A 26,637-nucleotide genomic window follows, 5' to 3' on the forward strand; every position below is an offset into this window, starting at 1 on the left:
AGCGCCCCGCCGATGGCGCCACGACCCACCCCCGCCGCGGCGCTGACCTGCGGGGATCGCCGCCCCGCCGGGAAGGGCCGGCCGCACGGGCCGGCGTACGGCACGCCTCCGGGCATGCCGCACCGGTATGCCTGACGACCGACCGGGCATGAACGTCACGTCAATGACGGCCGGTTGTTCACCGGACGCGCCCTTACAGGTACGGCCCCGCGCGGTTACCGTCCGGTCATGACCCCCACCCTCGCGCAGCTCCGGTACCTCGTCGCCGTCGCGGACTGCCGGTCCATCACCGCTGCCGCGGCCTCGGTCTTCGTCGCCCAGTCCGCCCTGTCCCGGGCCGTCCAGGCCATGGAACGGGACCTGGGCGTCGAGCTCCTCGCCCGCCGGGGAAGGGGGGTGGACCTCACACCGGAGGGGGCCCGGGTCGTCCGGCTGGCCCGCACCGTGCTCAACGCGGTGGAGGCCATCGACGACATCGGCATCGCGCACGGCAAGGACACCGGGGCGGTGCTCACCCTCGTCAGCACACCCACCCTCGCCCTGGACCTGGCCGCCGACCTGATCGTCGCCTTCACCGAACGCCACCCCAACGTCGACGTACGGCTCCAGCAGCACAGCAGCCGGGAGGCGCTGGTCGAGGCGCTGACCCGGGGGCGGTCGGAGCTGGCCCTGGTCGACCTGCCCATCGACAAGGAACTCTCCACCCACTTCATCCAGGAACGCGAGGTCGTCCTGATCTCGCCGGCCGGATCCCGGCTGCCCGACCCGGTGCCGTTCCGCGTCCTCGACGGGCTGCCGATGGTGCTTCCCACCCCCGGGACGGGCCGGCGCACCGAGATGGAAGCCATGTTCAGCTGCCTCGGGGTACGGCCCGTGCCCTCCCTCGAAGTCGACGAACGCCTCGCCTGGGTGACGGGTGTGACGGACGGACGGGGATCGCTCATCTGGTACCGGGACGTGGTGTCCAGGGCGTTCGGGAGCCGTGCGGAGATCCGCTCCTTCACCCCGCCCCTGCTGCGCCCGGTGGGCATCGCCCACGCCCGGCGGCCGCTGAGCCGCGCCGCCCGGGCGTTCATCGCACAGGCCGGGCACAAGGCCCCGGTCCGGGAGCCCGTGCGCTGACGCCGCCGTGCGCCCCACGGCGCCGCCATCGCCCCGACCCCGACCCGGGACGTGACGGGCACGGGCTTGTCAACCAGGCCCCCGGGTCCCACTGTTGACCGAGTTTCGTCCATCAGATCAGGAGATCCGGCTTGTCGTCGCACACCGCACCCGTCCCGCACACCCCGGCCGGCCCGGACAACCCGTACGTGATCGACCCCGCCGGCGGCTGCCCCCACGCCCTCAACGCCCGGCTGCGCGCCGAGCAGGGCGCGGTCGCACAGGTCGTGCTCCCCGGCGGGGTGCCCGGAGCGGTCGTCCTCGGCCACGACGCGCTGAAGGAGTTCCTCGCCCACCCCGAAGTGGCCAAGGACGCCCGGCACTTCCCCGGTCTGCACGACGGAAGCATCCCCCGCGACTGGCCGCTGCGGGCCTTCGCCAACGCCCAGGGCATGCACACCGCCGACGAGGAGGACCACCGCCGGCTGAGGGCCCTGGTCGGCAAGGCCTTCACGGCCCGCCAGGTGGAACGCCTGCGCCCGCGCGTCGAGGAACTCACCGCCGAACTCCTCGCCGGCCTCGACCGGGCCGCGGCAGGATCCCCCGACGGGGTCGCCGACCTGCGCGAGCACGTCGCCCTCCCGCTCCCGATGAGCGTCATCTGCGAGCTGCTCGGCGTCGACCCCGAGCACCGGGGACGCCTGCACCACCTGTCCCACAAGGTGATCATCGCGACCGACACCACCCCGGCCGAGGCGATGGCGGCCGTGCGCGAGCTCGTCGAACTGATGGGCACGATCGCCGCGACCCGGCGGGCGGCCCCCGGCGAGGACCTCACCAGTGCCCTGATCGCCGCCCGCGAGGACGACGGCGACCGCCTCAGCGAGGCCGAACTCATCGGCACCATGCGCCTGATGCTCGTCGCGGGCCACGAGACCACCCTCAACCTCATCAGCAACGCCGTCCGCGCCCTGTGCACGCACCGGGACCAGCTGGCCCTCGTCCTGGAGGGGAAGGCGACCTGGTCGGACGTCGTGGACGAGACGCTGCGCTGGGACGGCCCCGTCAGCTGGTTCCCCTTCCGTTACCCCACCCGTGACCTGACCGTCGACGGCACCGTCATCGCGCAGGGCACCCCGGTCCTCGCCGGTTACACCGCGGCCGGCCGGGACGAGGGCTTCCACGGCCCGGACGCCGACCGCTTCGACATCACCCGTCCCACCGCCTCCCGCAGCCTCTCCTTCGGGCACGGGGCCCACTACTGCGTGGGGGCCCCGCTCGCCCGCCTGGAGGCCACCACCGCCCTGGAGCGGCTGTTCACCCGCTTCCCCGACCTCGACCTCGCCACCCCGGAGGCCGAACTCCCGCATCAGCGCAGCTTCATCGGCAACAGCGTCGAGACCCTGCCGGTCCGCCTGCGCCGCCCCTGACCCCCGCTCCGCCCCCACCCCGCGACGCCCGCCGGGACCCGGTCCCGGCGGGCGGTCCCTCCGTCAGCCCAGGGTGAGCGGCCGCTCCGGCGCCAGGTGGGCGGCGATCGCCTGGAGCACGTTCGAGCTGGCGTTCTGGATGGTGCTGCCGAGGCCCTGGGTCGCCACCGTCGCGATGGCGAGCTTCCGGGACGGCAGGTAGGCGACCGTGCCCGCGTAGCCCGCGAACGACGGGTTCTGGACGATCCAGGTGTTCTCCACCGGCAGACCCAGGGCGAACCACGCGTTCCCCTTGATCTTGACGACCGGAGTCACCTGGAGCCTGTGCGACTCGGGCGTCAGCAGCTTCCCCTGGCCGATCGCCGTGAAGGACTTCGCCATGTCCTCCAGCGTCGCGGTCATCACCGCCCCCTCCGCCACCGTCCACGACGGATCCCAGTAGGTGGAGTCCTCGAACACGCCCCGCTCGTTGTCGAAGCCGTGCAGTACCGGCGCGGGGATCTCGGCCCTGGACGAGACGGCGGTGTGGGTCAGGCCCATCGGCTCGAGGACGTTCTCGCGCATCACTTCGCCCAGGGGCCGCTGCTCCACCCGGGAGATGATGTCGCCCAGGAGCACCCAGTTGGCGTGCGAGTAGGCGAATCCCGAACCGGGCGGCCGGGCCATGGGCCGGGAGACAGCGATCCGCACCAGCTCCTCCCCGGTCCAGTGCCGGAAGGGGTCCTTGTAGAGGGCGGCGATGAAGGCCTTGTCCGTGACGTAGTCCGCGTACCCGGAGGAGGCGGACGCCAGCATCTTCAGCGTGATCGCGTCGGCGTGCGGGAGGTCCGGGCGCCAGCGCGAGAGCTTGTCGTCGAGCGTGACCCTGCCCTCCTCGACCAGCTTGAGCAGCTCGGTCGTCATGTAGGGGATCGCCACCGAGCCGATGCGGAACCGCATGTCCGTCGTCGCGGGGAAGCCCGTCATCGTCTCCCCGGCCGCGGCGGCCGTGACGCGTTCGCCGTCGACCCACACCCCGGCCATCGCCGCGGTGAGCTCGTACTTCGCCAGAGCGTCCGCGACCTGCCGCGCGGTGAACTCCTCCGTGTCACCCGGCAGGCACGTGCCGCCCTTCGAGATCTGGCCCGCCGGGCACTGCCGGGCGGCGTTCCCGGCGTCCGCGGACGGATAGCCGCCCGCGAGCGTGGAGCCCAGCAGCAGGGCGCCCAGACAGGTGAGGGCGAAGGTCCTGGAGTGTCGCACGGCGTGCCTCCCTGCGGATCGGAAGGCGAAGTCACCCGCCTCGCGAGTGCAGGCCTCGTCCCGGCAGGCTAACCAGCGCCCCCACCCGTCGCACGCCGGAGGCGTTCCACGGGTGACGCGGACGACGGAACCGCGCGTACGCCGCCCGCCCGCCGCTGCCGCGGCCCCGGGGCCGGAGCGGCGCCGGGGCTCAGCCCAGCGCCCGGACGTTCACCCGCACCGTGTGCCACCCCGTCGCCCCGTCCGGCACGGTGCCGCGGCGGACCCCCGTCTGGACGGTGGCCGAACCGTCCGTGGCGCGGACCTCCAGCGTGTGCGGTCCGGCGGTCGCCTCCCAGTGCCACACCCACTGCCGCCACGTGTCCACGCCGTCCGCGTCACCGAGCCGCGCCTCCTGCCACGGGCCGCCGTCCACCCGTACCTCCACCCGCCGGATCCCCCGGTGCTGCGCCCACGCCACCCCCGCCACGGCCACCCGGCGCGGACGCAGGGCCGCGTACGGGCGCGGTGTGTCGATCCTCGACTGGGTCTTGACGGGAGCCTGCTGCGCCCAGGACCTGCGCACCCAGTAGGCGTCGTACGCGGCGAAGGTCGTCAGCCGCAGCTCGGCGAGCCACTTGCAGGCGGAGACGTAGCCGTACAGCCCCGGTACGACCATCCGGACGGGGAAGCCGTGCGCGAAGGGGAGCGGTTCACCGTTCATGCCGACGGCCAGCAGAGCCGCCCGGCCGTCCATGACCGTCTCGACCGGGGTGCCCAGCGTCATGCCGTCGACGGACCGGGCCACGAGCTGGTCGGCCGGGCCGCCCAGGGACGGCGGCCGCACCCCGGCCTCGCGGAGCAGGTCCGCCAGCGGTACTCCGAGCCAGCGGGCGTTGCCCGCGTACGGGCCCCCGACCTCGTTCGACACGCAGGTCAGGGTGATGTCGTGCTCGACCAGCGGGCGGGCGAGCAGCTCCCGCAGGCCGAGGGTGAGGGGCCGCGGCACGCCCTCGCCGTGGATGCGCAGCCGCCAGGTCCCTGCGTCCACACGGGGCACGACCAGGGCGGTGTCCACCCGGTAGAAGTCGTGGACGGGGGTGAGGAAGGGGGAGAGCCCGGGCACCCGCAGGTCCGCGCCGGACGGTACCGGCGGCGCGGGGACGGCGGGCCGGGGGAGGACGAGACGGGCCCGGGAGGCGGTCGCTCCGGACGAGCCGTGGGCGCCCAGGCGCCGCCCGCCGAGACCGGCGGCGGACGACACCGCCAGGACGCCGACGACCAGCCGGCCGAATCCGCGCCGGTCCATCGCCCAGGCACCCCCGGGCGGCGACCCGGCGGGCCGGGGCCGCGCGGCCGCCGTCACCAGCAGCCCCAGCACCGCGGCCGCGGTCAGGCCGCCGGCCAGGGACGGCAGCGCGTCCTGCCAGGACGCCTCCGGCCGGCTGAGCGCGGCCACCGCCCCCAGCAGCCCGAAACCGCCCGCGACCGCGATCCCCGCGGGAGGGCGGCGTACGGCGAGCAGCCCGGCCCCGGCGGCGACCGCGGCCAGCACCACGACGATGCCGAGCGTCAGCACCGCCTTGTCGGCGGTGCCGAACAGGCCGATGGCCCACTCCCGGACGGCCACCGGTGTCACGTCGACGGCCGCCGCGCCGACGGCGGTCACCGGGGAGGACTCGGGCCGGACCGCAGCCGTGACCAGCTCCGCCACAGCGAGCCCGGCGAACGCGGCGACGACTCCGCAGCCGACGCCCACCGCCCGCCGCGGCCTCCCGGAACCGCTCGGGTCTGCCCTCACACCGCCAGTGTGCCCCGCGCCCCCGGGCGGTGCGCCGTCGCCACGGGGGCGCGGCACGGGTCAGTGCACGGGCGCCGGCGGCACCCAGCGCCCGGTGCGCGGCGGCTTCACCCCGTAGTCGCTCTTCAGCTCCGCGGGGATGGCGTGGTGCATCACCCGGCCCCGGGTGAGGGAGGCCAGCTCGAAGCCGGAGAGCAGCGAGCCCGCCTTGTCGAGCGCCCACTCCGCGTACGGGCTGCTGTCCTCGATCGTCTCCAGCAGCCCCAGGAACACCGGCACCGCCTTGGCCGCCGTGTCCCAGGCGGTGCGCGGGATCTCCAGCCAGTCGCCGATGGTGTCGCCGACGAGGAACCGGACGGTTGCCGGGACCATCGGGTCGAAGAAGGTGCCCGGGACCACGTCCTCGTACATGCGCATCAGCTGGGCGTTGAGGCGGACGCCCTCGGGGGAGGGGCCGAGGTTGCGCAGGAGGTACAGGTCGCAGTAGTCGCGGGCCTCGGTGAGGCTCTCCGGAACGGCCGACATGTCGCAGCCGAGCATGGCGCCCACGACGCGCCAGGCGTAGAAGTAGGCCTCGGCGCCTTCCTCGCTCATGTGGATGCCGAGCCGGTGCATGGCGTCGAGGACCAGCAGCGAGAAACAGATCTGGCCTCCGATCATGTCCTCCTGGCAGATGGGCACTCCGTCCTTCTCGACGTCCCAGTGGCCGCCGTGGCGCAGGTGGTGGCGGACCGCCGCGTGCAGCAGCCGCACCTTCTGCGCGGCGGGGATGAACTTGCTTCCTTCGGCGAAGGAGTTGGTCTGCATGAGGTAGGTGACGAACTGCCCGGTGTTGGCCATCCGCCGGGAGGGGTACGCCATGGAGTGCGTCGAGGCGAGCAGCCGGGAGAGCCGGGGGACGGCGTAGGTCGCGGGCATGGCCGCGAAGGACAGGCCGGTGTTGATGTGGGCCGCGTTGTCCATGAAGAACAGCCTGGCCTGTTCCATCACGTCCCAGTCCACCCAGCTCGGGGGCATGGACGTCGCCTCGAAGTAGGCGCGTGCGGAGGCCGGGAGCTGCTCGGGGAGCTTGTCACCGGTGGTGGTGAAGAACCGCATGAGGGTGTTGAGGTCGCCGACCTCCCCGCGGCGGAACATCTCGGCGACGGTCTCGTCGGCGAGCGGATCACCCTGCGTGCTCAGGGCGTCGAGGGCGGCGTGGTCGTACCGGGCGCGCGGGGGTGCGGTCGTGGTGGCGTTGGTGTTCACGGCGGTCGTCCTTGTCGTGTCTTCGGGTGCGGGGCGGCCGAGCCGGGGCCGGGCGGGCCGGGGCGGCTGCCGCGGCGGCGGGGTGTGCGGAGGGAGGGCGCCCGGAGGGTGCCGGAGGCGGATGGGGCGGCAGGGGCGGTTACAGGGAGCGGTCGGCGGCCGTCGCGGCCAGCCCGCTCAGCGCGGACCGGGCCTCCGTGGGCATCGCGGCGAGGTCCAGGGCGGCCTCGGCCCGGCCGATGCGTTCACGGATCATGTCCTCGACCTGCTGCCTGGCCCCGCACCGCTCCATCAGCCGGCGGACCGAGGAGGCCTCCTCCTCGCCCAGCTCCGGGTTCCCGACCAGCTTCGCCAGCAGCCGGCGGTCGTCGGGCCCGGACGCCGCCACGGTCAGCGCGAGCAGCGCCGTGGGCTTGGCGTCCCGCAGGTCGTCCAGGTTCGACTTGCCGGTCCGTGCGGGGTCGCCGAAGGTCCCCAGCAGGTCGTCGCGCAGCTGGAAGGCCTCGCCGAGCGGGAGGCCGTAGCCGGAGAAGGCGTCCAGCAGGGCGCGGGACCCGCCGCCGAGGGTGGCACCCAGGTGCAGCGGCCGCTCCACCGTGTACTTGGCCGTCTTGAAGCGGGCGACCTCCAGCGACTCCGCCACCAGCGGAGTCCGGTCGGCTGTCGCCTCGGTGCGCAGCACCTCCAGGAACTCGCCCGCCATCGTCTCGCGGAGCAGGGTGGACCACAGGGGGACGGTCCGGGCCAGGTAGGCCCCGGGCAGCCCGCAGGAGGTGAAGACGTGCCCGGCGTACCCCATCAGCAGGTCGCCGAGGATCATGGCGAGGGCGGTGGAGCGCTGCCCGTTCGCGGCGAAGGCGGCGTGCGCCGTGAGCTGCCCGTGCCGCATCCGGCTGTCGTCGATGATGTCGTCGTGGGTGCAGGCCGCCGCGTGGACGAGTTCCATCGCGGCCGCGGCCCGGATCACCCCCTCGCAGTCCGGCTGACCCGCCGCCCGCCACCCCCAGTACAGGAACGCGGCCCGGATCCGCTTGCCGCACGCCAGGGACCGGCGTAACTGCTCCGAGAGCGGGCTGAGTTCCGCGTGCAGACCGAGCAGGGCCCGCTCCTCCTCGTCGGCCAGCCGGACCAGCACCTCGTCGATGCGCTCCTTGAAGCCGGTGTGGTCATGCACAGGGCCGGCCCTCGGACGTGTTCTGTGCCGCGGCGCGCCGGGCCATGGTCTCCAGGTAGTTCTCTTCGCCCATGCCCGCCCGGCGGGTGGCGAGTTCGCCGCGCTTGCGCAGCTCCACCACGCCGTCGGTGAGCAGTTCGCGCAGGTCGGCCCGGCGCAGCGCGTCCTGTGCGCGGTCGGCGGTCTGCCGCAGCTGGTCCAGGGCCAGGTCGGCCACACCTGCGGCGAGCAGCGTCAGCAGTTCCAGGGACGCGGCGGCGGAGCCGGCCCCCGAGGGCCGCTCCTGCCGCTCCTGTTCCCGCTGGTAGGGGGGCTGGTCGTGTTCGGTCTGGGACATGCTCGGTGCACTCCTGGTCGCGTCGCGCCGCGTGGCATCGGAAGGGGCGGCCACCGGATCGCTCCGGTGGCCGCCCCTGGTCTCTTCCGGGCCAGTCAACCCAGTGCCGTGCCCGCGCGGCCAACCGCAGCCGGTGATCTCCCCCGCACGAGCGCCGACTTTCCACCGCGAGGGTGATCGTCGCCGCGAGGGGCGGTCCCCGCCGGCACCGGTGGTGTAGGCCGTCCGTGCCCCGGTCAGCCGGCGGGTGCCGCCGGGAGGGCCGCCGCGACCGCCGTGGCCAGCCGGTACGGGTCCCCGCTCGGCCGGTCCGGGTGCCGGGTGGTCCGCCGGGCCCACTCCTCCTCGAAGGCGTGCCAGTCGATCTCCCGCGGGGCGGCCCCGCGGACCAGCGCCTCGTCCAGCGCGGCGAAGTGGGCGTTCCACCGCCGGGCGTACAACTCCGAGACCAGGCCGCTCCACTCGCGGTTCGCGTAATCGTGCAGGAAGCCACCCTCGCTGGTGCTGCGCCCGCCCCACACGCTCAGCAGCGAGCGCGCGTCGTACTCGTACCGGTCCTGCTCGGCCCGGTCGGCGCCCCAGGACCGGGCCCGCGCCAGCCAAGTGCCGAGGAGGAAGTTCGGGTCGGCTCCGGTCACCTGGTCCAACAGCCGGATCCCGTCCTGCCATTCGGCCGTCAGCGCGCGGAACCGGGTCAGGTCCTTCGCCTCGTAGGCCGCCTTGATCTTCGGCAGGAGTACCCGCGAGTGGTTGGCGAGGGCCTGCCGGGCCGTGTCCACCAGGTCGAAGCGGTAGGCGCTGGAGCCGCGCAGCGCCGGATCCACCTCCAGGAGGTGGTCCAGGGCCCGGCGCACCGAACCGGCTGAATAGCGCATGGACTTGGGGCTCCAGTACGCGGCCCCCACCGCGGACAGGCTGGGCCGGGCACTGAACAGGCTGTCCTGGGACTCCGACCACAGCCCCGAGGAGGTGCTGTACGGCCCCTTGCGGAGTTCCTCCCAGGCCGCGGCCGCCGCGGCGTCGGGCCGGCCGTAGCGGCGGGCCGCGAAACCGGCGAACCACGCGCGCTGGTCGATCGGCCCGGGATCCCAGGCGAGGTCGGTGAAGAGGTCGAACGCCGCCGGGTTGGTCCCGGTGGCCTCCGGCAGGTAGGCGATGCCCGCAAGCGCGCTGTTGCCCTTGGCGCGCCAGGGGCCGAAGCGTTCGAGCCACACCGAGGTGTTCGCGCCGATCGTCGTGTGTCCGCCGAAGTTGTAGATGGTGCCCATCGCGTACGGGGTGCCGCCCCAGCGGGCTTCGCGGTCCAGCCGGTTGTACCGGTCGGACAGTCCGTCCAGGATCAGCAGCTTCGAGGTGTCCACGCCGGCCAGCAGCTCCGCGGTCGGGTCGTCCTGCCAGCCCAGTACGGCCCACAGCGCGCCGGGGTGGGCGGAGTGCAGGGCGTCCTGGATGGCGCCCGCCGCCGCGCCGACGTCGACGGTGCCGGTCTGCCCGCCCTCGTGCAGCGGGCTCATCCGGTACATCGTGCTGTCCCCGAACACCGCGCGCTGCTCCGCGTAGTAGGCGGCGGCCAGCTTCGCGAAGACCGGCGAGGCGGGATCCAGCCAGTCGGGGCGGTCGAAGCCCGCCCAGTCGCCCTGCGCGACCGTGGCCGCCCCCGCGTTGCGGGTGGCGAAGCCGGGCGGCACGGTGCCGAAATAGCCGGGCAGCACCGGCGTCATGCCGAGCCCGCGCAACTGGTCGGCGATCCGTCCGCCCAGCTCGGCGCGTTCGCGCATCAGCCGTTCGGACACCGGGCCGCCGAAGCCGCTGAGGTTCTGCAGCAGCCACCAGCTCTGGTGACCGGGGCCGGGGACCCACTGCCGCAGCTCCTCGGCGGAGTAGCCGAACCGCTGGAGCGCCCGGTAGTACGGGTACTCCGCCCCGACCTGCACGAACACCTCGTTGATGCCGTGCAGGGCGAGCAGGTCGATCTGCCGCTGGTGCTCCTCGAAGGTGCGGTAGGGGCCCGAGTACCCGTCGTCGGTGTCGTTCAGCGCATACCGGTGCGGGACCTGCGCGCTGCGCGTGACCGGTGCCGGTACGGCCGGCAGCCGGGCGGGCAGCATGCCGATGCTGTCACCGGGCCAGCCGATGTCGGCCCCGGCGACGTGCTGGAGGTACCAGCCGACGCCCGTGAGCAGGGTGGCTCCGGTGCTGCCGCGCACGGTGATCGCGCCGGAGGTCCCGGACACCGTGAAGGTGTCGGCCCCCGCGGCCGGGTCGGGCACCAGGGTGAACTGCCCGGCGTGCCGCGGGAGCAGCCGTTGCAGGGCGGCCCGCGCGGGTGCGGTGTCGAAGGTCGCGGCGGCGCGGGGGGCGCGGCTGTCCGCGGACGTCCCTTCCAGGGGCCGTACGGCGGCGGGTGCGGGCGGGCCCGCGCCCGGGGCGGTGGCCCCGGGGGCGGGCCCCGCGCAGATCACGGCCAGCAGCGCGGCGAGGGCGGCCGGGCGGGTGGCGGGCAGGCGGCGCCCGCGGCGTGGCATCGGGGTCGGGTTCCTCATCCGTTCACTCCGGCCTCAGACCGGCAGGGACCAGGCCTGGTCGACCCGGTGGTCGCCGCACGGGCTCAGCCGGAGCCGCTCCGCCGGGGCGTCGGGGGTGGCGGCCGCGGCGGGTGCGGTCAGGCAGAGGCCGCTGACCTCCTCGACGAGGGCGCCGTCCCGGCGGTGGGACCAGCTCTGGCCGGGCTGCTCGCTGCGTCGCGGCGCACAGTCGGCCAGTTCGACGAGGCCGTCCTCGCCCGCCGAGAGGCATTCGCCGGCGAGCCGCAGGCGGGAGTCGTCGCCGAGGAACCACCGCTGGTCGGGGGCTCCGGTGCAGGCGGCCATCACGACGGCGCCGACCCCGCTGGTGTTCGCGCCGTCCGCGCACCGGGCGCCGTCACCGACGATCTGCCCGGTCGGCACGGCCTCGGCGCAGCCGCGCGGGCTCAGCCGCCACACGGCGGTGTCGTGGCCGGCCAGCTTGCCGGTCAGCGCGTCGGAGACCTCGGAGCGCGCACCGCTCCACAGGTCCTGGGCGTCGGCCGTGCACGCGTTCAGGCCGATCTCGTCGAGCGGGACCCTGATGTCGCGGGTGTTCGCCGAGCGGTTGAGGACGGCCACCGCCCGGTCGCCGTTCGCGAGGGGGCGGACCAGGATCTCGAAGGTGGCGTTGGAGGAGACCACGGCGCCCTGACGGCCCATCGGATCCTGGTCCAGCGCGATCATCCGGGTGTTGCCGAGGGCGGCGAGTCCCGCCGGGGTCAGCTTCGAGACGTCGGAGGACAGGATGAAGGGGGCCGCCATCATGGCCCAGAGGGCCACCTGGCTGCGGCTCTCGGCGGCCGTGAGGCCGGGGGCGCCGGCGAGGAGGAAGTCGGGGTCGTTCCAGTTGCCGGGGCCCGCGTACCGCCCGAGCCAGCGGTTGTAGCCGTAGTTGCCCAGCACCGAACTCCACCGCGAAGTGGCGGGCGCGGCCGGGTTGTAGACCTTGATGTCCTTGCCCTCGCGCCACAGCTGGCCGGTCTCGCCGACCCAGCCGAGCACCTTGTGCCAGTCGGAGCCGCCCCACTCGCCCTGCTGGAAGTAGGCGGGTGCGGAGGCCGACAGGACCATGTCCCGGCCGCTCTCGCGCAGGGCCTTCGCGACGGCGTTGTAGGCGTCCCGGTAGGCCTGCTCCTTGGTGCGGCCCTCCGGCACCCACAGGTTGCAGCCGTCCATCTTGACGTAGTCCACCTTCCAGGAGGCGAACTGCCGTGCGTCCCGGGCGTAGTGGTCGGCGCCGCCGCCCTGGGGGGCGCCGCTGCCGGGGTACTTCTCGCAGGTGAGGGAGCCGGCGTCCTGGTAGATGCCGAACTTCAGGCCCTTGGCGTGCAGGTACTCCCCCAGCCAGGCCATGCCGTGCGGGAACTTCGCGGTGTCGACCACCAGATTGCCCTGCGCGTCCCGGCTCCTGGTCATCCAGCAGTCGTCGACGGTCACCGTGTCGTAGCCCTTGGCGGCGAGCCCCGTCGAGACGAGCGCGTCGGCGTTGGCGACCACCTTGGCCTCGTCGATGTCGCACATGTAGTGCGCCCAGTTGTTCCAGCCCATCGGAGGGGTGAGCGCGAGCGGGGTGTCCGAGGTCGCCCGGGGCTCGGCCGCCACCGGGGCGGGGGAGAGCGCGAGGGCGAACAGGGCGGCCGCGGTCAGACAGGGGAGCGTTGCGCGCAGGCGAGGCGGCACGGGGTCTCCTTGACGTGGGGACAGTCGTGCGCCCAGTGCAGCGAGGTGACTACTCAGTGTCAACGCAAGTCGCTGGTTGTCGGCCGATGACCAGCAATATGGCTGCAACTGCTGTCACACGAAAGAGAAGATACGCCGTATGATACGATGTATCTCATGCCGAGGAGATCAGAGGCCCTGGACCGCGCCACCCCGGGGGCCATCGCCGTCGCCGCCCTGCGGATCCTCGATGAGGAGGGGCCGCAGAGCCTGAGCTTCCGCACCCTCGCCGACCGGCTCGACGTCTCGCACGCCACCGTCCAGCGCCGCTGCGTGGACCTCGCCGGACTCCTCGACCTGTGCACCGAGCACCTGGCCGCGCAGCTCCCCGAGATCCCCACCGGCACCGACTGGGCCGCGGCAACCGAGCAGCGGTTCCGTGCGCTGTACCGGCTGCTCACCGCCCACCCGGGGCTGCTCGTGCTGCGCGGCGGCCGGCCCTGGCTCGGCCGGCAGCTGCTGGCCCGGCTGGTCGAGCCGGCCCTCGCCGACAGTGTGGCCGCGGGAATGACCGTCGCCGAGGCGATCGCCGCGTACCGCCGCATGTACCTGCTCACCCTGGGCTGCGCGGCCTTCGTGGACCACCGGGATCCGGCCAGTGCCACTGCCGCCTCGCGCGCCGCCCTGGCCGCGCTGGATCCCGAGGAGTTCCCCGTGCTGTCCGGCGGCATGCCCGACGTACTGCCGGTGCTGACGGACCACGAGGTGTACCACGGCGCCCTGCGCCAGCTGATCGAGGCCGCCCGGCCCGCCACCTGATCGAGGCCGCCCGGCCCGCCACCTGATGGGGAGACCGACCATGCAGCACCCGCCGTACCCGACGCACCCGCAGCGTGCGCAGCGCCCGCACCCGGCGCAGCAGCTCGACTACGCCGCCGTGCGCGCCGCCGCCGCGCGGATCGCCGGGGGCGTACGGCCCGTCACGGTGGCGCCCGCCGCCGACGGCGTCTGGTACGCGCTGGAATACCTCCAGCACACCGGCACCTTCAAGGCGCGCGGCGCCCGCAACTTCCTCGCCGCCCACCACGAGGCCGACGCCCTTCCGGCCGCGGGCGTCACCATCGCCTCCGGCGGCAACGCCGGGCTCGCCTGCGCCTGGGCCGCCCGCGCACTGTCCGTGCCCGCGACGGTCTTCCTGCCCGCCAACGCCCCGCGCGTGAAGGTGGAACGGCTGCGCGGCTACGGGGCCGACGTCCGGCTCGTCGGCGACCGGTACGCCGAAGCGCTCGCCGCCTGCCGTGAGTTCGCCGCCGAGAGCGGGGCGCTGAGCAGCCACGCGTACGACCATCCGCTCATCGCGGCCGGCGCCGGGACCCTGCTCGACGAGATCCGCGACCGCCTGCCCGGGCTGGACACCGTGATCCTCGCGGTGGGTGGCGGCGGCCTGTTCGCGGGAGTGGCCACCGCCGCGCGCGAACACGGCGTACGGGTCGTCGCGGTCGAACCGGAGAACTGCCGGGCCCTGAACGCGGCCCTGGAGGCGGGCCGGCCCGTCGACGTGAGCGTGGACTCGGTGGCCGCCGACTCCCTGGGGGCCACCCGGGTCTCGGCCGACGCGCTGGCGGCCGCGCAGGAGAAGAACGTGACCTCGGTCCTCGTCCCCGACGAGGCGATCACCGCGGCGCGCCGTGCTGTCTGGGAGGAGCACCGGATCGTGGTCGAGGCGGGAGCGGCCACCGCCCTGGCGGCCCTGCGCGAAGCCGCGGAACCGATGGGGGAGCGCGTCGCCGTCGTCCTGTGCGGGGCCAACACGGACCCCCGTGACCTGACGGAGCCGACGGCCTGAGGCCGCCGGACGCCGGACGCCGGACGCCGGCCGCCGGACGCCGGACGCCGGCCGCCGGACGCCGGGCGCCGGGCGCCGGGCGTCAGGCGCCGTTCCCGCTGGCGCCCTCAGCCTCGTCCGCGACGTCGCTCTCGCGGGCGATCACCACCGTGCCGGCGGAGTAACCGCGCGACCGGCCCGCTCACCGACCCCGGCAACGCGCCCTCGAAGCCGCCGTACCCGCGGGTCCCGACCACCGTCAGGTCCGCCTCCTCGGCCGCCACCGCCCCCTGCTCGGCCGACCGGGCGTACGCGGAACACCGGGCCGACCCCGAACGACGATCGTTGCGGCGGGTGACGACTTTCGAGGACAGCCCGCGACCCCCGTGCCCTGCGAGGGTGTGAACGTCCAGGCGAACACCGCCGGACGCGAACCGACTTGGAGGAACGGGCGTGGCTCAGCGCAAGGGTTGTCTGATCGGCTGCGGCGTGGCGCTGGTGCTGGGCATAGGCGTCGTCGCCGCGGTGATCTTCGGCATGGGGAAGATCGTCGACATGGCGGACAAGACCCTGCTCGACCCCGCGGTCTACGAGGGCGTGAAGACCGGCGACGCGGAGAGCGACGTCCGCGCGAAGCTCCCGTCGGGTGAGAGCTTCGTCAAGAGCGCCCTGAAGGAGGGCGGACCGGTCGAGCCCGAAGGCAGCACCTGCGCCTGGTACATCTCCACCGACGACACCGACCTGGGCACGGAGACGGTGCTGCGCTTCTGCTTCAAGGACGGCAAGCTCGCGGAGAAGACCAAGTACCCCATGAAGTAGCCGTTTCGGCAGCCGGGGCGCGGGCCGCGGGTGGCGTCAGCCGCCCGGGGCGGCAGGCGTCCCGAGCCCGGCCGCGGTCCGGATGTCGCCGGCCGCGGTCCGGATGTCGCGGGGTGCCCGCCCGTCCCAGCGCCGCACCGCCCGGCGCAGCGCGCGCATGTCGCTGTAGCCGACCCGGGCGGCGATCACCTGGAGCGGCAGATCGGTGGTGCGCAGCAGTTCCATGGTCCGCTCCTGGCGCACGGACTCGACCTCCTCGCGCCAGGTCGTGCCGAGTTCCCGCAGGCGTCGTTGCAGGGTGCGCGGGCTCATCGCCAGCCGTCCCGCCACGTGCTCCAGGTTCACGGTGTCCTCCCGGAAGGCGCCGGTGAGGACCATCCGGAAGCTGTCCTGCCAGAGCATCACCGGCTGGGCGGCCGCCAGCGTCAGCCGGGCCTGGTGCGCCAGCAGGAGGTCCAGCCCCGGCTGTGCCTTGGGCAATGGCGCCCGGACGTCGTCGTCGTGGAAGGTGATCGAGTTGTACGGCGCCTCGAAGTCGACGCGGGTGGTGCCGAAGAACTCCGCCAGCCGCCGGTACCCGCCGGGCGCGCCGTGCGTCACGGAGATGCGCAGCGGGACGAGGGGACGCGCGGTGGCGGCACGCGCCCGGGTCAGGAACATCGCCAGCGCGAACCAGTCGATCGCCTCCACCACGTCCGGCCCCCAACTCCCGGTCGCGTGCCGGACGGTGAGGCTGCGTCCGTCCTCCTCGACGAGCAGCTTCTCGTTGGCCGGGTCGCCGATGACGGCGCTGTACTCCACCACCTGCTTCAGGGAATCCCGGAGGCTGGGGCCGCTGGTGATCAGGTAGTCCCACAGGCCGAACGTGCCGATCGGCGCCTCGGCGGTGAGCAGCGCGCCGACCGCGGTGCCCGGCTCGGTGAGCGTCAGCTCCTCCCACACGGCCAGCGCCGACGGGGTGGAGACCCGGGCCAGGTCGTTGCCCAGTACCTCGGGGCCGAGGTCGTGGAACCGGGCGAACCGGCCCATGTCCCCGCCCGACCGGCGCAGGGCGTCGACGATGAACCGCGCGAGGTGCACGGAGACGGTGCCGTGGGCGTGGGGAGGCTGCATAGAACGAGTGACGTTACCAGCCGGTCGGGTGAACCTCCCCGCGCCGGGAGCGGCTTGGCGCCCGGACGCCCCTCCGCGGCATGCACCGCGCCCTCCCGGCGCGCCACCGTTCCCCTGGTGGCGCCGACGGTTCCCTCGCTGACGCGTGAAGGCCCTTATGGACGTCCTCGGCACCGGCCTACGGTGGCGGCGATCACGGGTATGCGGATCGGCGACCGCCTGCGCTCACGTGCCGTGATCCGTACGAGACCACCAAAGTCGAAGGATCCGACGTGACGTTCTCCCCTGCCCACTGGCAGAGCCGCCTCGACGCGTTGCGCGCCGCCCACCACGTTCCCGGCGCCGTCCTCGCGGTCTTCGCCGACGGGCGGATCCACGAGCTCGCCAGCGGCCTGCTGCACCGCGGAACAGGGGTGGAGGCCACCACGGACTCGGTGTTCCAACTGGGCTCCATAGCCAAGGTCTACACGGCCACGCTGGTCATGCAGCTCGTCGACAGCGGCCGGCTGGACCTGGACACGCCCGTTGCCGCGCTACTCCCCGAGTTCTCCCCGGCCGGTGGCGCCCGCGGTGCGGACAAGGAGATCACCGTACGCCGGCTCCTCAGCCACACCAGCGGTCTCACCGGTGACTTCACCCACGACAGCGGGCGCGGCGACGACTGCCTGGCCGCCTACGTCCGGGCGGCCCGGAACGTGGCGCTCGACTGCCCGCCCGGCACGGCCGTCTCCTACAGCAACGTCGGCTACGCCATCCTCGGCCGCATCGTCGAGGTCGTCACCGGACGGACCTGGGACCAGGTGCTGAAGGAGCGGATCGTCGCCCCCCTGGGCCTGACCCACACCATGACCCTGCCCGAGGAGGCGCTGGCCTTCCGTACGGCGATGGGCCACGTACCGGGCGACGGGCCCGACCCCGAACCGGCGCCGGCCTGGGACATGCTGCCCCGTTCGGCAGGACCGTACGGGCGCGTCCTGGCCAGCGCCGCCGACGTGCTGCGCCTGGCCAAGATGCACCTGGACGGCGGCGCCACCGCGGACGGCACCCAGGTCCTGGGCGCCCGCGCCGTCGCGGCGATGCAGCGCTGGGAGGTCGACCTCCCCGACAGGTGGACGGTGAGCGCGGACGGCTGGGGGCTGGGCTGGTCCCTCTACGACTGGAACGGCGTCCCCGGGTACGGCCACGACGGCGCCGCCCTCGGCCAGTACGGCTTCCTGCGGGTCGTTCCCGGCGCCGACGTCGTCGTCGTCCTCCTCACCAACGGCGGAGGAGCCCGCCACCTGTACGCCGACCTGTTCCGTGAGCTCCTCGCGGACCTCGCCGAGGTCCGCATGCCCCCGCCCTTCGCGCCGCCCGTACACCCGCCGGCCGTCGACATGACCCCGCTGCTCGGGACCTACCGCCGCGAGGGAGTCGTCATCACGGTCAGCGCCCCCGACGGCACCCCGCACCTGCGCTACGAGTTCGCCGACGGCATGGGGGACTTCTCACCGCCCCTGGAGAGCGACCTCACCCCGCTCAGCGCGACGGTCTTCGCTGCGGCCGGCGCGGCGGGCACGGCCTTCGGCGAGGCCTGGACCCCGGTCGTCTTCGCCGCCCTCGTCGACGGCACCCCCTGCTGCTACATCAACATGCGCTGCGCTCCCCGGACGACCTCGCGCTGACTGCTACGGGACGGCGAGGCGGAGACGGGCGAGCGGCCCGGCGACCCTTTCGGCGGCGCGGGCCGGCAGCCGGGCGGCCCGGTCGTCGATCCAGGCCAGTACCCGGGCCTGCTCGTCCGCGGCGCACAGCGAGAGGTGGAACACCAGCTGCCGCCAGGCGGTCGCGACGCCCCGGTCCGTCGCGCCCCTGCGTGCCGCAGCGCTGAAGGCGCCCCGGGCCAGGTCGTCCCAGCCGGCCCGCGGGGAGATGCCCACGTCCCGGACCAGCGTGGCGAGAGGGGACGCGGTGAGAACGCGGGCCTGCTCCATGACCGCCGGGTCGGTGGCCGGCGACAGCCCCGGCTGCCCGGCGCGCGCGGCGCACAACCGGGAGAAGCCGTGCCGGTCACCGGCCACGACCAGTTCCCGCACGGCCGCGTAGTCGATGCCGTGATAGCGCTCGTACACCGTGCCGTGCAGCAACTCGGCGGCGGCCTGGGCGGCCGAGAGCAGCTCGGGCGTGGCCATCCCGCTGTACGCGTCGGCGAACGGCTCCGCCGCGAGCCGTACGGGCAGCTCGGCCTGCCGGACGAGCTCGGCGAGTACCCGTACGAGCAGGTTGGACGGCCCCGAGCCGGGAAAGGCCCGCACACAGACCTCGGCGAGCATCCGCAGGGTCCAACGGGCCTGCTCCACCGGGTCGTCCCCCCACGGAGCGACCGCGCGGACCCATGGCGACCCGTTGATCCGAGCATGGTGTTCCCGGCTCCACCACAGCGGGTAGCGGTGCGAGGGGGCGCCGAAGAGGGCCGCCATCAGCCGACGGAGGGACTCGTCGGCGTATCCGCGTGCGGTGTGCCCGGGGATCAGCCGGGCCGCGAGCTCGGCCAGTACCTCGGCGGAGGGAACCGTCCCGCGCTCCAGCAGGGTCTCCAGCGGCGCGCTGGACGTCGCCGCCACCGTGGCGCGGATCGAGGCGGGGACGGCCGTGCCGGCGGGCAGGCCGGTGTGCTTCGCCTCCTCGGCGGTCACCGGACCGGTCAGGGCTTCCGCATCCGTCGTCCCCCGGCTCACGTCCAGAGGGGCGAGCCGGTGCAGGGCGAGCGCGGCCAGTTCGTGGTGTGCGGGCAGGGCCGCCTGCCGGGCCTGTTCCCGCCGCAGCCGGGTGTGCCGGGCAGATCCCGGCCGGCCGCGTTTGGCGACCATCGAGGCGACGGCGTGGCGCACCCGGCCGGCGAGGCCGGGCGACAGGTCACGTCCGGCCACGGTCTCCTCGAGCCCCAGGCGCAGCACCGCCGCGTTCGACTTCGGGTTCAGGTGCCCGGTGCAACGGGTGTGCGCCGCCGCCAGCTCCCGGTACCGCACGAGGAGTGCCGCGCCCTCCTCCCGGGTCACGGAGGCCGGATCGGTCTCGACGCGCAGCCAGTGGCCGAGCAGTGCGTCCTCGAAGGGCCGCCAGACGGTGAGCGCCTCGCGCTGCGCCTCGACGGCGGGACGCGGCCCGCGGCGCGCGAGCGCAGCGGCCGCCTCGCCGACGGTCAGCCGGTGCACGGCGTCGGGAGCGGGGACGGGCCGCTCGGCGGGATACGGCGCGAACCGCACCTCGGAGGCGAAGGGCCGCAGTTCCTCGACGAGCGCGGCCGCGGCGTCGCCCGCCCCCGCACGCCGTAGCCACGCGACGCACAGCAGCGCGGCATGCTCCGGCGCACGGATCTCGTACCGCCCGCTGTCCAGCAGCGACTCCAGCCGGGCGAGGCCGTCGTCGGTGAGGAAGTGGGCGAAGAGCTCCGCGCTGGAGAGGCCCGCGGAGGGGAGCCCGACGGCGGGCGGGTGCTGTCCGTTGTTCTCGTTCATGGCCGGCGTGGCAGGTTCTGCCCCTGCGCCCTCCGACTGTGCAGGTCGGTGCTCTGGCTGCTGAGCTACACGCCGTTCGAAGCCGAACGTAGACGGTCGAACGGCGGTCGTACAAGTCGCCCCCCGGACCGGGCCGGAAAGGATGTTCCGTCGGGGTGGAGGTAAAGCGCATTAGTGCCGCTCCGGGGAAAGGGGCGACAAGGAGTCAACATCGACGTGCGTGCCGCGCGGTCGTCGCCTCGGTGGCGACGGGGGAAAGCTTTGTACTAAAGCGCATCAGTCAAGGTCGGCGGCGTGGGGTCGAGGCCCGTTGGTATTTCCCGGGCGTTGCCGTGCGATTCGGCACCCATCCGTCATCGGCCAGCTCCGAATCGGCGTCATTGACGCGGACTTGCTTTCCCGTAACGGTGGGCACCGCCTCCGGCGACGAGGCCGGACTTCTGTGGAGGCGGCGACGATGACCCGTTCGAAGGCGACCCGTAAGGCCCTTGTCGTGCTGGTGTCCGGCGCCCTCCTGGCGGCCGCCGCGTGCGGTCTCGGCGGCGCCGGTGCCGGGGACGCCGAGGAGGCGGAGAGAACGGGCAGGGTGGCCGGCGAGATCACCTTCCGGACCCTGCAGCTGAAGCCCGTCTTCACCGGTTACGTACAGGCCGTCATCGACGCCTTCGAGAAGGAACACCCCGAGGTGAAGGTCCACTGGGAGGACGTGCCGGGCGACGGCTACAACGAGAAGCTGGTCGCCGACGCCCAGGCAGGTGCCCTCCCGGACGTGGTCAACCTCTCCACCGACTCCTTCCAGCTCCTCGGCGACCGGGGCATGCTCGCCGACGTCGCGAAGCTCGACGGGGACTCGGCCGGGGAGTACGTACCCGGCGCCTGGGAGCAGTTCAAGCTGCCCGGCAAGGGTGACAGCGTCTACGCCTACCCCTGGTACGTGACCCCGGAGATCCTCACCTACAACAGGGAGCTCTTCGAAAGGTCCGGCCTGGACCCGGCCGCTCCGCCCACCAGCGTGGAGCAGTTCTTCGACTACGCCGAGCAGATCGCCGCCAGGTCCGGCGGCCAGTACGCGGCCTTCATGGCCGACCCCAAGGGGCGGCTGCCCGGTGACTGGCAGAAGATGGGCGTCCCCGTCCTCAACGCCGGGAAGGACCGGTTCACCTTCGACACGGACAAGGCCGTCGAATGGGTGGAACGCATGAAGGACCTGTACGACAAGGGCGCCATGCCCAAGGAGTCCCTGCTGAAGTCCGACGACATCAACCAGCTCTACGGCGGCGGCAAACTGGTCTTCGGCCCCGGCTCCCCGGGATTCGTCAAGGACATCAAGCAGAACGCCCCGCAGGTCTACGCCAAGACCCGCGTGGCGGGAGCCGTCACCGGCCGGCTCGGGCACATCGGCATCTACGCCCAGTCGCTCGGCATCAGGAAGGACACCAAGCACCTGGACGCGGCCGCCGCGTTCGCGAAATGGGTCACCAACGGCCCCAACCAGGTGGAGTTCTCCAGGAAGGCCACCATCTACCCCTCCAACGCCCGCGGCCTCGCGGACCCCTTCTTCTCCGACAGGGGTGACGGCAGCGACGCCGAGACACTCGCCCGTGCGGTCGGCGCCGACCAGCTGAAGACCGCCGCCCTCGACGCCAACACCCCGGTGCAGTGGACCAACCAGGTCGGGGACACCGTCGTACGCGAGGTCCAGAAGGCCATCAAGGGCGAGCAGGACGCCCGGACGGCGGTGAAGAAGGCCGAGGAAGCGGCGAACAGGCTCCTCGCCGACGCGGCCCGCGGATGACCGCCGTCGGCGCAGGCCGGCCCGCCGCCACCGCCCGCCCGTCCGCGCACCCGCCCGCGCCGCCGGACGGGCGCCGTCGCAGGGCGGCGCTGCGCGCCATGGAGGCCGACAGGGGGCTGCCCCACCGCGCCTGGTGGACCCCGTACCTCTTCCTCGCCCCCGGCCTGGTGATGGTGGTGCTGTTCAGCCTCTGGCCGTTCGTCAACACCGTCATCCTCTCCTTCACCGACGCCCGGATCCTGCGCGGCGGCGGCTTCGTCGGCCTCGACAACTACCGGCGCGCCCTCGCCGACCCCGACTTCTGGGTCGCGACCGGCAACAGCGTGCTCTACCTCCTGGTCGTCGTCCCCTGCCTGGTGCTCCTGCCGCTGGCCCTCGCCGTCCTCGTCCGGGCGAAGGTCCCCGGCATCGGCTTCTTCCGTTCCGCCTTCTACACCCCGGTGATCGCCTCCGCCGTGGTCGTCGGGCTGATCTGGCAGTGGGTCCTGCGCAGTGACGGCCTCGTCAACACCGTGTTCCGGCGGCTCCACCTGGTCTCCGAGCCGGTCCCGTTCCTGACGGACAGCACGATGCTGCTGGTCTCCGCGATGATCGTGACCGTGTGGAAGGGCCTCGGCTACTACATGGTCTTCTACCTCGCGGCCCTCGGAAACGTCCCCGCCTCCCTCCACGAGGCCGCCGCGATCGACGGCGCAGGGCCCGTCCGCCGCTTCTTCAGCATCACCGTCCCCCAGGTGAAGCCGATGATGCTGCTGGTCGGAACCCTCTCCGCCATCTCGGCCCTGCGCGTCTTCACCGAGATCTACATCCTCGGCGGGGAGAGCGGCGGGCCCGGCGGCGGCGCCCGCACGCTGCCCTTCCTCATCCGCCAGGTGGGCCTCGGCTTCGCCGGTGAGACCGGATACGCCTCCGCCATCTCGATCCTGCTGTTCCTCCTCACGCTGGGGTTCAGCCTGCTGGGCCGCCGCCTGACGAAGGGGGACGGGGGATGAGCACGACACCGCCCGGCGGAGCCGACCGGGTCGAGCGCGCCGAGCGTGCCGACCGGCCCGACCGCACCGGTCGCGCGCGCCGCCGGCTCGGCCTGGCCGCCCGGTACGGCACGCTGCTGCTCATGCTCGTGGTCATGCTGGGCCCGATCGTCTGGCAGTTCCTGACGTCGATCCGCGGCCGCACCGAGAACGTGTACGACGGCGTGCTGCCCACGCAGCCCACCCTCGACAACTACGTCCGGGTCGCGGAGTCCTTCCCGCTGCTGCAGTACGTCGGCAACACCCTCGTCGTCGCGGTCCTCGCGATCACCTCGAACATGCTGTTCGCCGCGATGGGCGGGTACGCCCTCTCCCGGGCCGCCTGGAAGGGGCGCGAGGTGGTCTTCACCGTCCTCGTCGCGACCCTGATGTTCCCCTTCGAGTCCGTGATGATCTCGATGTTCCTCACGGTCCGCGGGATGGGCCTGGTCGACACCCTCATCGGCGTGTGGCTGCCCGGAGCGGTCTCCGTGCTCAACATCATGATCATGAGGGCGGCCTTCCTCGCCGTGCCCAAGGAGGTCGAGGAGGCCGCCGTCCTCGACGGGGCGGGCGAGTGGACCCGCTTCACCCGGGTCTTCGTGCCCTCCGCCAAGGGTGCCCTGGCCGTCGTCTGCATCACCAGCTTCATGGGCGCCTGGGACGACTTCCTGTGGCCGCTGCTGGTCCTCACCGACAGCGACCACTACACCCTCCAGCTGGGCCTCAAGACCCTGGCCGGCGCCACCACCGTCAACGACCAGCGGCTCATCGCCGCCGGCGCGATGGCCGCGCTCCTGCCGATGATGCTCCTCTTCTTCGCCCTCCAGCGCTTCTTCTTCAGGGGCGTGGGCGAGGGGGCCGTCAAGATCTGAGCCGGACCGTCCGGCGAACCGACCCGCACGCCCCCGTACCGACCCGCAGGCCCCCGTACCGACCCGCTGGCACTCCGCACCGACCCGCAGGCCCCCGTACCGACCGACCACCACCTCCGGGAGCAGCTGTCATGCATGACGACCGCAGCATCACCGAACACCGCCTCCGCCGGGTGCTCCACGAGCGCATCAAGCCCGCCGTCCACTCCAGCCCGCTCCCGCTGACCGTCGAGCGCTGGGACGCCCCGGGCGAGCCCGTCCCCGTCGCCGAGGGCCTGGCGGCGCCCTACGAGCCCTGCGCGCCCGGCGATCCGTGGGGACCGGCCTGGGGCACCACCTGGTTCAAGGTCACCGGAACCGTCCCCGCCGGGTGGGCCGGACGGACCGTGGAGGCCGTCCTCGACCTCGGCTTCGACCGGATGATGCCCGGCTTCCAGTGCGAGGGCCTGGTCCACCGGGCCGACGGCGGCGAGATCAAGGCCCTCAACCCGTACAACGACTGGGTGCGCGTGGCCGACCGCGCCGAGGGCGGCGAGCGGATCGAATGGTACGTCGAGGCCGCCTCCAACCCCGTCCTGGTCGACCACCGCCCCACCTACGAGGGCGACGCGCGCACCAGCGGCGACCAGCCCCTCTACCGCCTCGCCCGGATGGACCTCACCCTCTTCGAGACCGAGGTCTGGGAACTGGTCCAGGACCTCGAAGTGCTCTACGAGCTGATGACGCAGCTCGCCACCGAGGACGCCCGCCGGTACGAGATCCTGCGCGCCCTCGGCGCCGCCCTGGACTCGGTCGACCTCACCGACGTGCCCGGCACGGCGCCCGCCGCACGCGCCCGCCTCGCCGGGGTCCTCGCCGCCCCCGCCAACGCCTCCGCGCACCGCATCAGCGCGGTCGGCCACGCACACATCGACTCGGCGTGGCTGTGGCCGCTGCGCGAGACGGTGCGCAAGGTCGCCCGCACCACGTCCAACATGGTCAACCTCATGGACGACCACCCCGAGTTCGTCTTCGCCATGTCGCAGGCGCAGCAGCTCGACTGGATCAAGACCCACCGGCCCGAGCTCTTCGAGCGGGTCAAGAAGAAGGTCGCGGACGGACAGTTCGTGCCGGTCGGCGGCATGTGGGTGGAGTCCGACACCAACATGGTCGGCGGGGAGGCGATGGCCCGCCAGTTCCTCTACGGCAAGAAGTTCTTCCTCGACGAGTTCGGCATCGACACGCACAACGTCTGGCTGCCCGACTCCTTCGGCTACACCGCCGCCATGCCGCAGATCGTCAGGCTCTCCGGCTCCCGTTGGTTCCTGACCCAGAAGATCTGCTGGTCGCAGGTGAACACCTTCCCCCACCACACCTTCTGGTGGGAGGGCATCGACGGCACCCGCATCTTCACGCACTTCCCGCCCGTGGACACCTACAACTCCGACCTCGGCGGCGCCCAGATGGCACATGCCGCCCGCAACTACCGTGAGAAGGGCCGTGGTTCACGTTCGCTGGCTCCCTTCGGCTGGGGAGACGGCGGCGGCGGCCCCACCCGTGAGCACCTCGCGCGCGCCCGCCGCCAGCGCGACCTCGAAGGCTCCCCGCGCATCGAGATCGAGCGGCCCGACGCCTTCTTCGAGAAGGCCCGCGCCGAGTACGAGGACGCCCCCGTCTGGGCCGGCGAGCTCTACCTGGAGCTGCACCGCGGCACCTACACCTCCCAGGCCAGGACCAAACAGGGCAACCGGCGCAGCGAATCGCTGCTGCGCGAGGCCGAGCTGTGGGCGGCGACCGCCGCCGTGCGGGTGGCGGGGTACGCGTACCCGTACGAGGACCTGGAGCGGATCTGGAAGACGGTGCTGCTCCACCAGTTCCACGACATCCTGCCGGGGTCCTCCATCGCCTGGGTGCACCGCGAGGCCCGCGAGACGTACGGGCAGGTGGCCGGGGAACTCCGGGGGATCACCCTCGCCGCGCAGCAGGCGCTGGCGGGGGAGGGCGCCGAGGAACTGGTCTTCAACTGTGCCCCGTACGCCCGCCGCGGCGTCCCGGCGGGCGGTGCGGCCCGCCCGGCGCAGCCGCCGGAGCCCGTCACGGTGGAGGAGCGGCACGGGGGCGGGCACGTCCTGGCCAACGGCCGGCTGCTGGTGGAGGTGGACGGCCGCGGCCTGATCGTCTCCGTCTACGACCTGGAGGCGCGCCGCGAGTCCGTCGCCCCGGGGGCCGCCGCGAACCTGCTCCAGATCCACCCCGACTTCCCCAACATGTGGGACGCCTGGGACGTGGACGAGTTCTACCGCAACAACGTCACCGACCTCGTCGGGCTGGACGCTCTGGAGGTCGCCGAGAGCGGGCCCCGGTCGGCGACGGTCCGGGTGACCCGGTCGTTCGGGAGGTCCAGGGCGGTCCAGCAGATCACCCTGCGGGCCGGGGCCAAGACGGTCGACATCGTCACGGACGTCGACTGGCACGAGACGGAGAAATTCCTCAAGGCGGCCTTCCCGCTGGACGTGAAGGCCGAACGGACCGCGTCCGAGACCCAGTTCGGGCACGTGTTCCGGGCCACCCACACCAACACCTCCTGGGAGGCGGCCAAGTTCGAGATCTGCGCCCACCGCTGGATCCATGCGGAGGAGCCCGGCTGGGGGGTCGCCCTGCTCAACGACTCCACGTACGGGCACGACGTGACCCGCGACGTACGGGCCGACGGCGGCCAGACCACCACCGTACGGCTCTCCCTGCTGAGGGCCCCGCGCTACCCGGACCCGGAGACCGACCAGGGCTCCCACACCCTGCGCTTCTCGCTGGCGCCCGGCGCGGGCATCGGGGACGCGGTCCGCGAGGGCCACGCCCTGAACCTGCCCGAGCGCAGCCTCACCGGCGCCGGCCCGGTCGCCCCGCTGCTGGCGGTCGACGAGGACGCGGTGGTGGTCGAGGCGGTCAAACTCGCCGAGGACCGCAGTGGTGACGTGGTCGTCCGGCTCTACGAGTCCCGCGGCGGCCGTGCCCGTGCCACCCTCACGGCGGGTTTCCCGGTCGCGGAGGCCGTCGAGAGCGACCTGCTGGAGCGGCCCCTCGCGGGCACGGCCGTCGCCGCCCCTGCGGCGGACGGCACGGTCGCCCTGACCCTGCGCCCCTTCCAGATCCTCACGGTCCGCCTCCGCCGCGCCTGACGGCCGCCCG

At 73.3% G+C, this 26,637-nt stretch carries 20 protein-coding genes and 1 tRNA gene; 10 read left to right on the forward strand and 11 right to left on the reverse strand.

Annotated features, from left to right (window positions below; genetic code table 11):
- Window positions 1-228 precede the first annotated feature (228 nt).
- Together IH80_RS0102360 and IH80_RS0102365 are read left to right on the forward strand one after the other, a co-directional pair.
- Window positions 229-1,122: a LysR family transcriptional regulator gene (locus IH80_RS0102360; RefSeq protein ID WP_030957229.1), complete on the forward strand. Its 894-nt coding sequence runs from the start codon at window positions 229-231 to the stop codon at window positions 1,120-1,122.
- Window positions 1,123-1,253: 131 nt separating this feature from the next.
- A complete protein-coding gene (locus IH80_RS0102365) occupies window positions 1,254-2,531 on the forward strand; it encodes a cytochrome P450 family protein (protein WP_030957230.1) in 1,278 nt (425 codons plus the stop codon).
- Between the two features lie 63 nt (window positions 2,532-2,594).
- Here IH80_RS0102365 and IH80_RS0102370 read toward each other — a convergent pair whose 3' ends face one another.
- The 7 genes from IH80_RS0102370 to IH80_RS0102400 all read right to left on the reverse strand — a co-directional run bounded on the left by IH80_RS0102370 (window position 2,595) and on the right by IH80_RS0102400 (window position 12,559).
- The gene (locus tag IH80_RS0102370; protein WP_051808674.1) at window positions 2,595-3,773 is read right to left on the reverse strand and encodes a serine hydrolase domain-containing protein; all 1,179 of its coding nucleotides are present in this window, start codon (window positions 3,771-3,773) and stop codon (window positions 2,595-2,597) included.
- 190 nt (window positions 3,774-3,963) lie between these two features.
- On the reverse strand, window positions 3,964-5,553 hold the full coding sequence (locus IH80_RS0102375; RefSeq protein WP_051808676.1) for a molybdopterin-dependent oxidoreductase: 1,590 nt from the start codon (window positions 5,551-5,553) through the stop codon (window positions 3,964-3,966).
- A gap of 60 nt (window positions 5,554-5,613) precedes the next feature.
- Window positions 5,614-6,801, reverse strand: a complete 1,188-nt coding sequence (locus IH80_RS0102380; RefSeq protein WP_051808678.1) for an oxygenase MpaB family protein — start codon at window positions 6,799-6,801, stop codon at window positions 5,614-5,616.
- Between the two features lie 139 nt (window positions 6,802-6,940).
- Window positions 6,941-7,975 carry a polyprenyl synthetase family protein gene (locus IH80_RS0102385; RefSeq protein WP_030957237.1) on the reverse strand — a complete coding sequence of 345 codons (1,035 nt, stop codon included), beginning with the start codon at window positions 7,973-7,975 and terminating at the stop codon, window positions 6,941-6,943.
- Window positions 7,968-8,312, reverse strand: coding sequence for a hypothetical protein (locus IH80_RS0102390; protein ID WP_051808680.1), 345 nt, complete (start codon window positions 8,310-8,312; stop codon window positions 7,968-7,970). The genes IH80_RS0102385 and IH80_RS0102390 overlap by 8 nt, the downstream gene beginning before the upstream one ends.
- Before the next feature lie 236 nt (window positions 8,313-8,548).
- Complete coding sequence (locus IH80_RS0102395) at window positions 8,549-10,837, reverse strand: alpha-N-acetylglucosaminidase (protein WP_051808682.1); 2,289 nt, start codon at window positions 10,835-10,837, stop codon at window positions 8,549-8,551.
- 33 nt (window positions 10,838-10,870) lie between these two features.
- Window positions 10,871-12,559: a ricin-type beta-trefoil lectin domain protein gene (locus IH80_RS0102400; protein WP_234432089.1), complete on the reverse strand. Its 1,689-nt coding sequence runs from the start codon at window positions 12,557-12,559 to the stop codon at window positions 10,871-10,873.
- A 156-nt stretch (window positions 12,560-12,715) separates the two neighbouring features.
- Here IH80_RS0102400 and IH80_RS0102405 point away from each other — a divergent pair, with 156 nt between their 5' ends.
- Both IH80_RS0102405 and IH80_RS0102410 read left to right on the forward strand, forming a co-directional pair.
- Window positions 12,716-13,357, forward strand: coding sequence for a TetR/AcrR family transcriptional regulator (locus tag IH80_RS0102405; RefSeq protein ID WP_030957243.1), 642 nt, complete (start codon window positions 12,716-12,718; stop codon window positions 13,355-13,357).
- A gap of 40 nt (window positions 13,358-13,397) precedes the next feature.
- Window positions 13,398-14,384 carry a serine/threonine dehydratase gene (locus IH80_RS0102410; RefSeq protein WP_107056735.1) on the forward strand — a complete coding sequence of 329 codons (987 nt, stop codon included), beginning with the start codon at window positions 13,398-13,400 and terminating at the stop codon, window positions 14,382-14,384.
- 107 nt (window positions 14,385-14,491) lie between these two features.
- On the opposite strand, the gene IH80_RS47075 is transcribed toward IH80_RS0102410, so the two are convergent.
- Window positions 14,492-14,647, reverse strand: coding sequence for a universal stress protein (locus tag IH80_RS47075; RefSeq protein WP_324609381.1), 156 nt, complete (start codon window positions 14,645-14,647; stop codon window positions 14,492-14,494).
- A 169-nt stretch (window positions 14,648-14,816) separates the two neighbouring features.
- Between IH80_RS47075 and IH80_RS0102415 the strand changes: the two genes are divergently transcribed.
- On the forward strand, window positions 14,817-15,182 hold the full coding sequence (locus tag IH80_RS0102415; protein WP_030957247.1) for a hypothetical protein: 366 nt from the start codon (window positions 14,817-14,819) through the stop codon (window positions 15,180-15,182).
- 36 nt (window positions 15,183-15,218) lie between these two features.
- Here IH80_RS0102415 and IH80_RS38750 read toward each other — a convergent pair whose 3' ends face one another.
- Window positions 15,219-16,295, reverse strand: a complete 1,077-nt coding sequence (locus tag IH80_RS38750; protein WP_051808684.1) for an AraC family transcriptional regulator — start codon at window positions 16,293-16,295, stop codon at window positions 15,219-15,221.
- Between the two features lie 272 nt (window positions 16,296-16,567).
- Here IH80_RS38750 and IH80_RS0102425 point away from each other — a divergent pair, with 272 nt between their 5' ends.
- Entirely contained in the window at window positions 16,568-17,959 is a 1,392-nt protein-coding gene (locus IH80_RS0102425) for a serine hydrolase domain-containing protein (RefSeq protein ID WP_030957251.1), read from the forward strand.
- Window positions 17,960-17,962: 3 nt separating this feature from the next.
- Here IH80_RS0102425 and IH80_RS0102430 read toward each other — a convergent pair whose 3' ends face one another.
- Together IH80_RS0102430 and IH80_RS0102435 are read right to left on the reverse strand one after the other, a co-directional pair.
- Entirely contained in the window at window positions 17,963-19,792 is a 1,830-nt protein-coding gene (locus tag IH80_RS0102430) for a hypothetical protein (protein WP_051808685.1), read from the reverse strand.
- Window positions 19,792-19,867 (reverse strand) — tRNA-Cys (locus IH80_RS0102435). Before IH80_RS0102435 ends, IH80_RS0102430 begins: the two co-directional genes overlap by 1 nt.
- A 382-nt stretch (window positions 19,868-20,249) precedes the next feature.
- Here IH80_RS0102435 and IH80_RS0102440 point away from each other — a divergent pair.
- The 4 genes from IH80_RS0102440 (at window position 20,250) to IH80_RS0102455 (ending at window position 26,627) form a co-directional block, all read left to right on the forward strand.
- Window positions 20,250-21,587, forward strand: a complete 1,338-nt coding sequence (locus IH80_RS0102440; RefSeq protein ID WP_234432090.1) for an ABC transporter substrate-binding protein — start codon at window positions 20,250-20,252, stop codon at window positions 21,585-21,587.
- Window positions 21,584-22,579: a carbohydrate ABC transporter permease gene (locus IH80_RS0102445; protein ID WP_030957255.1), complete on the forward strand. Its 996-nt coding sequence runs from the start codon at window positions 21,584-21,586 to the stop codon at window positions 22,577-22,579. Before IH80_RS0102440 ends, IH80_RS0102445 begins: the two co-directional genes overlap by 4 nt.
- Window positions 22,576-23,472 carry a carbohydrate ABC transporter permease gene (locus tag IH80_RS0102450; RefSeq protein ID WP_234432091.1) on the forward strand — a complete coding sequence of 299 codons (897 nt, stop codon included), beginning with the start codon at window positions 22,576-22,578 and terminating at the stop codon, window positions 23,470-23,472. Before IH80_RS0102445 ends, IH80_RS0102450 begins: the two co-directional genes overlap by 4 nt.
- A 131-nt stretch (window positions 23,473-23,603) precedes the next feature.
- Entirely contained in the window at window positions 23,604-26,627 is a 3,024-nt protein-coding gene (locus tag IH80_RS0102455) for an alpha-mannosidase (RefSeq protein ID WP_030957260.1), read from the forward strand.
- Window positions 26,628-26,637: the final 10 nt, after the last annotated feature.

This window comes from Streptomyces sp. NRRL S-378 (assembly GCF_000720645.1).
In the GTDB taxonomy this organism is placed as follows: domain Bacteria; phylum Actinomycetota; class Actinomycetes; order Streptomycetales; family Streptomycetaceae; genus Streptomyces.

Coding starts and splice junctions, on each gene's coding strand:
- IH80_RS0102360 (WP_030957229.1), top strand. CDS start 229: ATGACCCCCACCCTCGCGCAGCTCCGGTACCTCGTCGCCGTCGCGGAC.
- IH80_RS0102410 (WP_107056735.1), top strand. CDS start 13,398: ATGCAGCACCCGCCGTACCCGACGCACCCGCAGCGTGCGCAGCGCCCG.
- IH80_RS0102405 (WP_030957243.1), top strand. CDS start 12,716: ATGCCGAGGAGATCAGAGGCCCTGGACCGCGCCACCCCGGGGGCCATC.
- IH80_RS0102450 (WP_234432091.1), top strand. CDS start 22,576: ATGAGCACGACACCGCCCGGCGGAGCCGACCGGGTCGAGCGCGCCGAG.
- IH80_RS0102430 (WP_051808685.1), bottom strand. CDS start 19,792: ATGAACGAGAACAACGGACAGCACCCGCCCGCCGTCGGGCTCCCCTCC.
- IH80_RS0102455 (WP_030957260.1), top strand. CDS start 23,604: ATGCATGACGACCGCAGCATCACCGAACACCGCCTCCGCCGGGTGCTC.
- IH80_RS0102395 (WP_051808682.1), bottom strand. CDS start 10,837: ATGCCACGCCGCGGGCGCCGCCTGCCCGCCACCCGCCCGGCCGCCCTC.
- IH80_RS38750 (WP_051808684.1), bottom strand. CDS start 16,295: ATGCAGCCTCCCCACGCCCACGGCACCGTCTCCGTGCACCTCGCGCGG.
- IH80_RS0102440 (WP_234432090.1), top strand. CDS start 20,250: ATGACCCGTTCGAAGGCGACCCGTAAGGCCCTTGTCGTGCTGGTGTCC.
- IH80_RS0102445 (WP_030957255.1), top strand. CDS start 21,584: ATGACCGCCGTCGGCGCAGGCCGGCCCGCCGCCACCGCCCGCCCGTCC.
- IH80_RS0102390 (WP_051808680.1), bottom strand. CDS start 8,312: ATGTCCCAGACCGAACACGACCAGCCCCCCTACCAGCGGGAACAGGAG.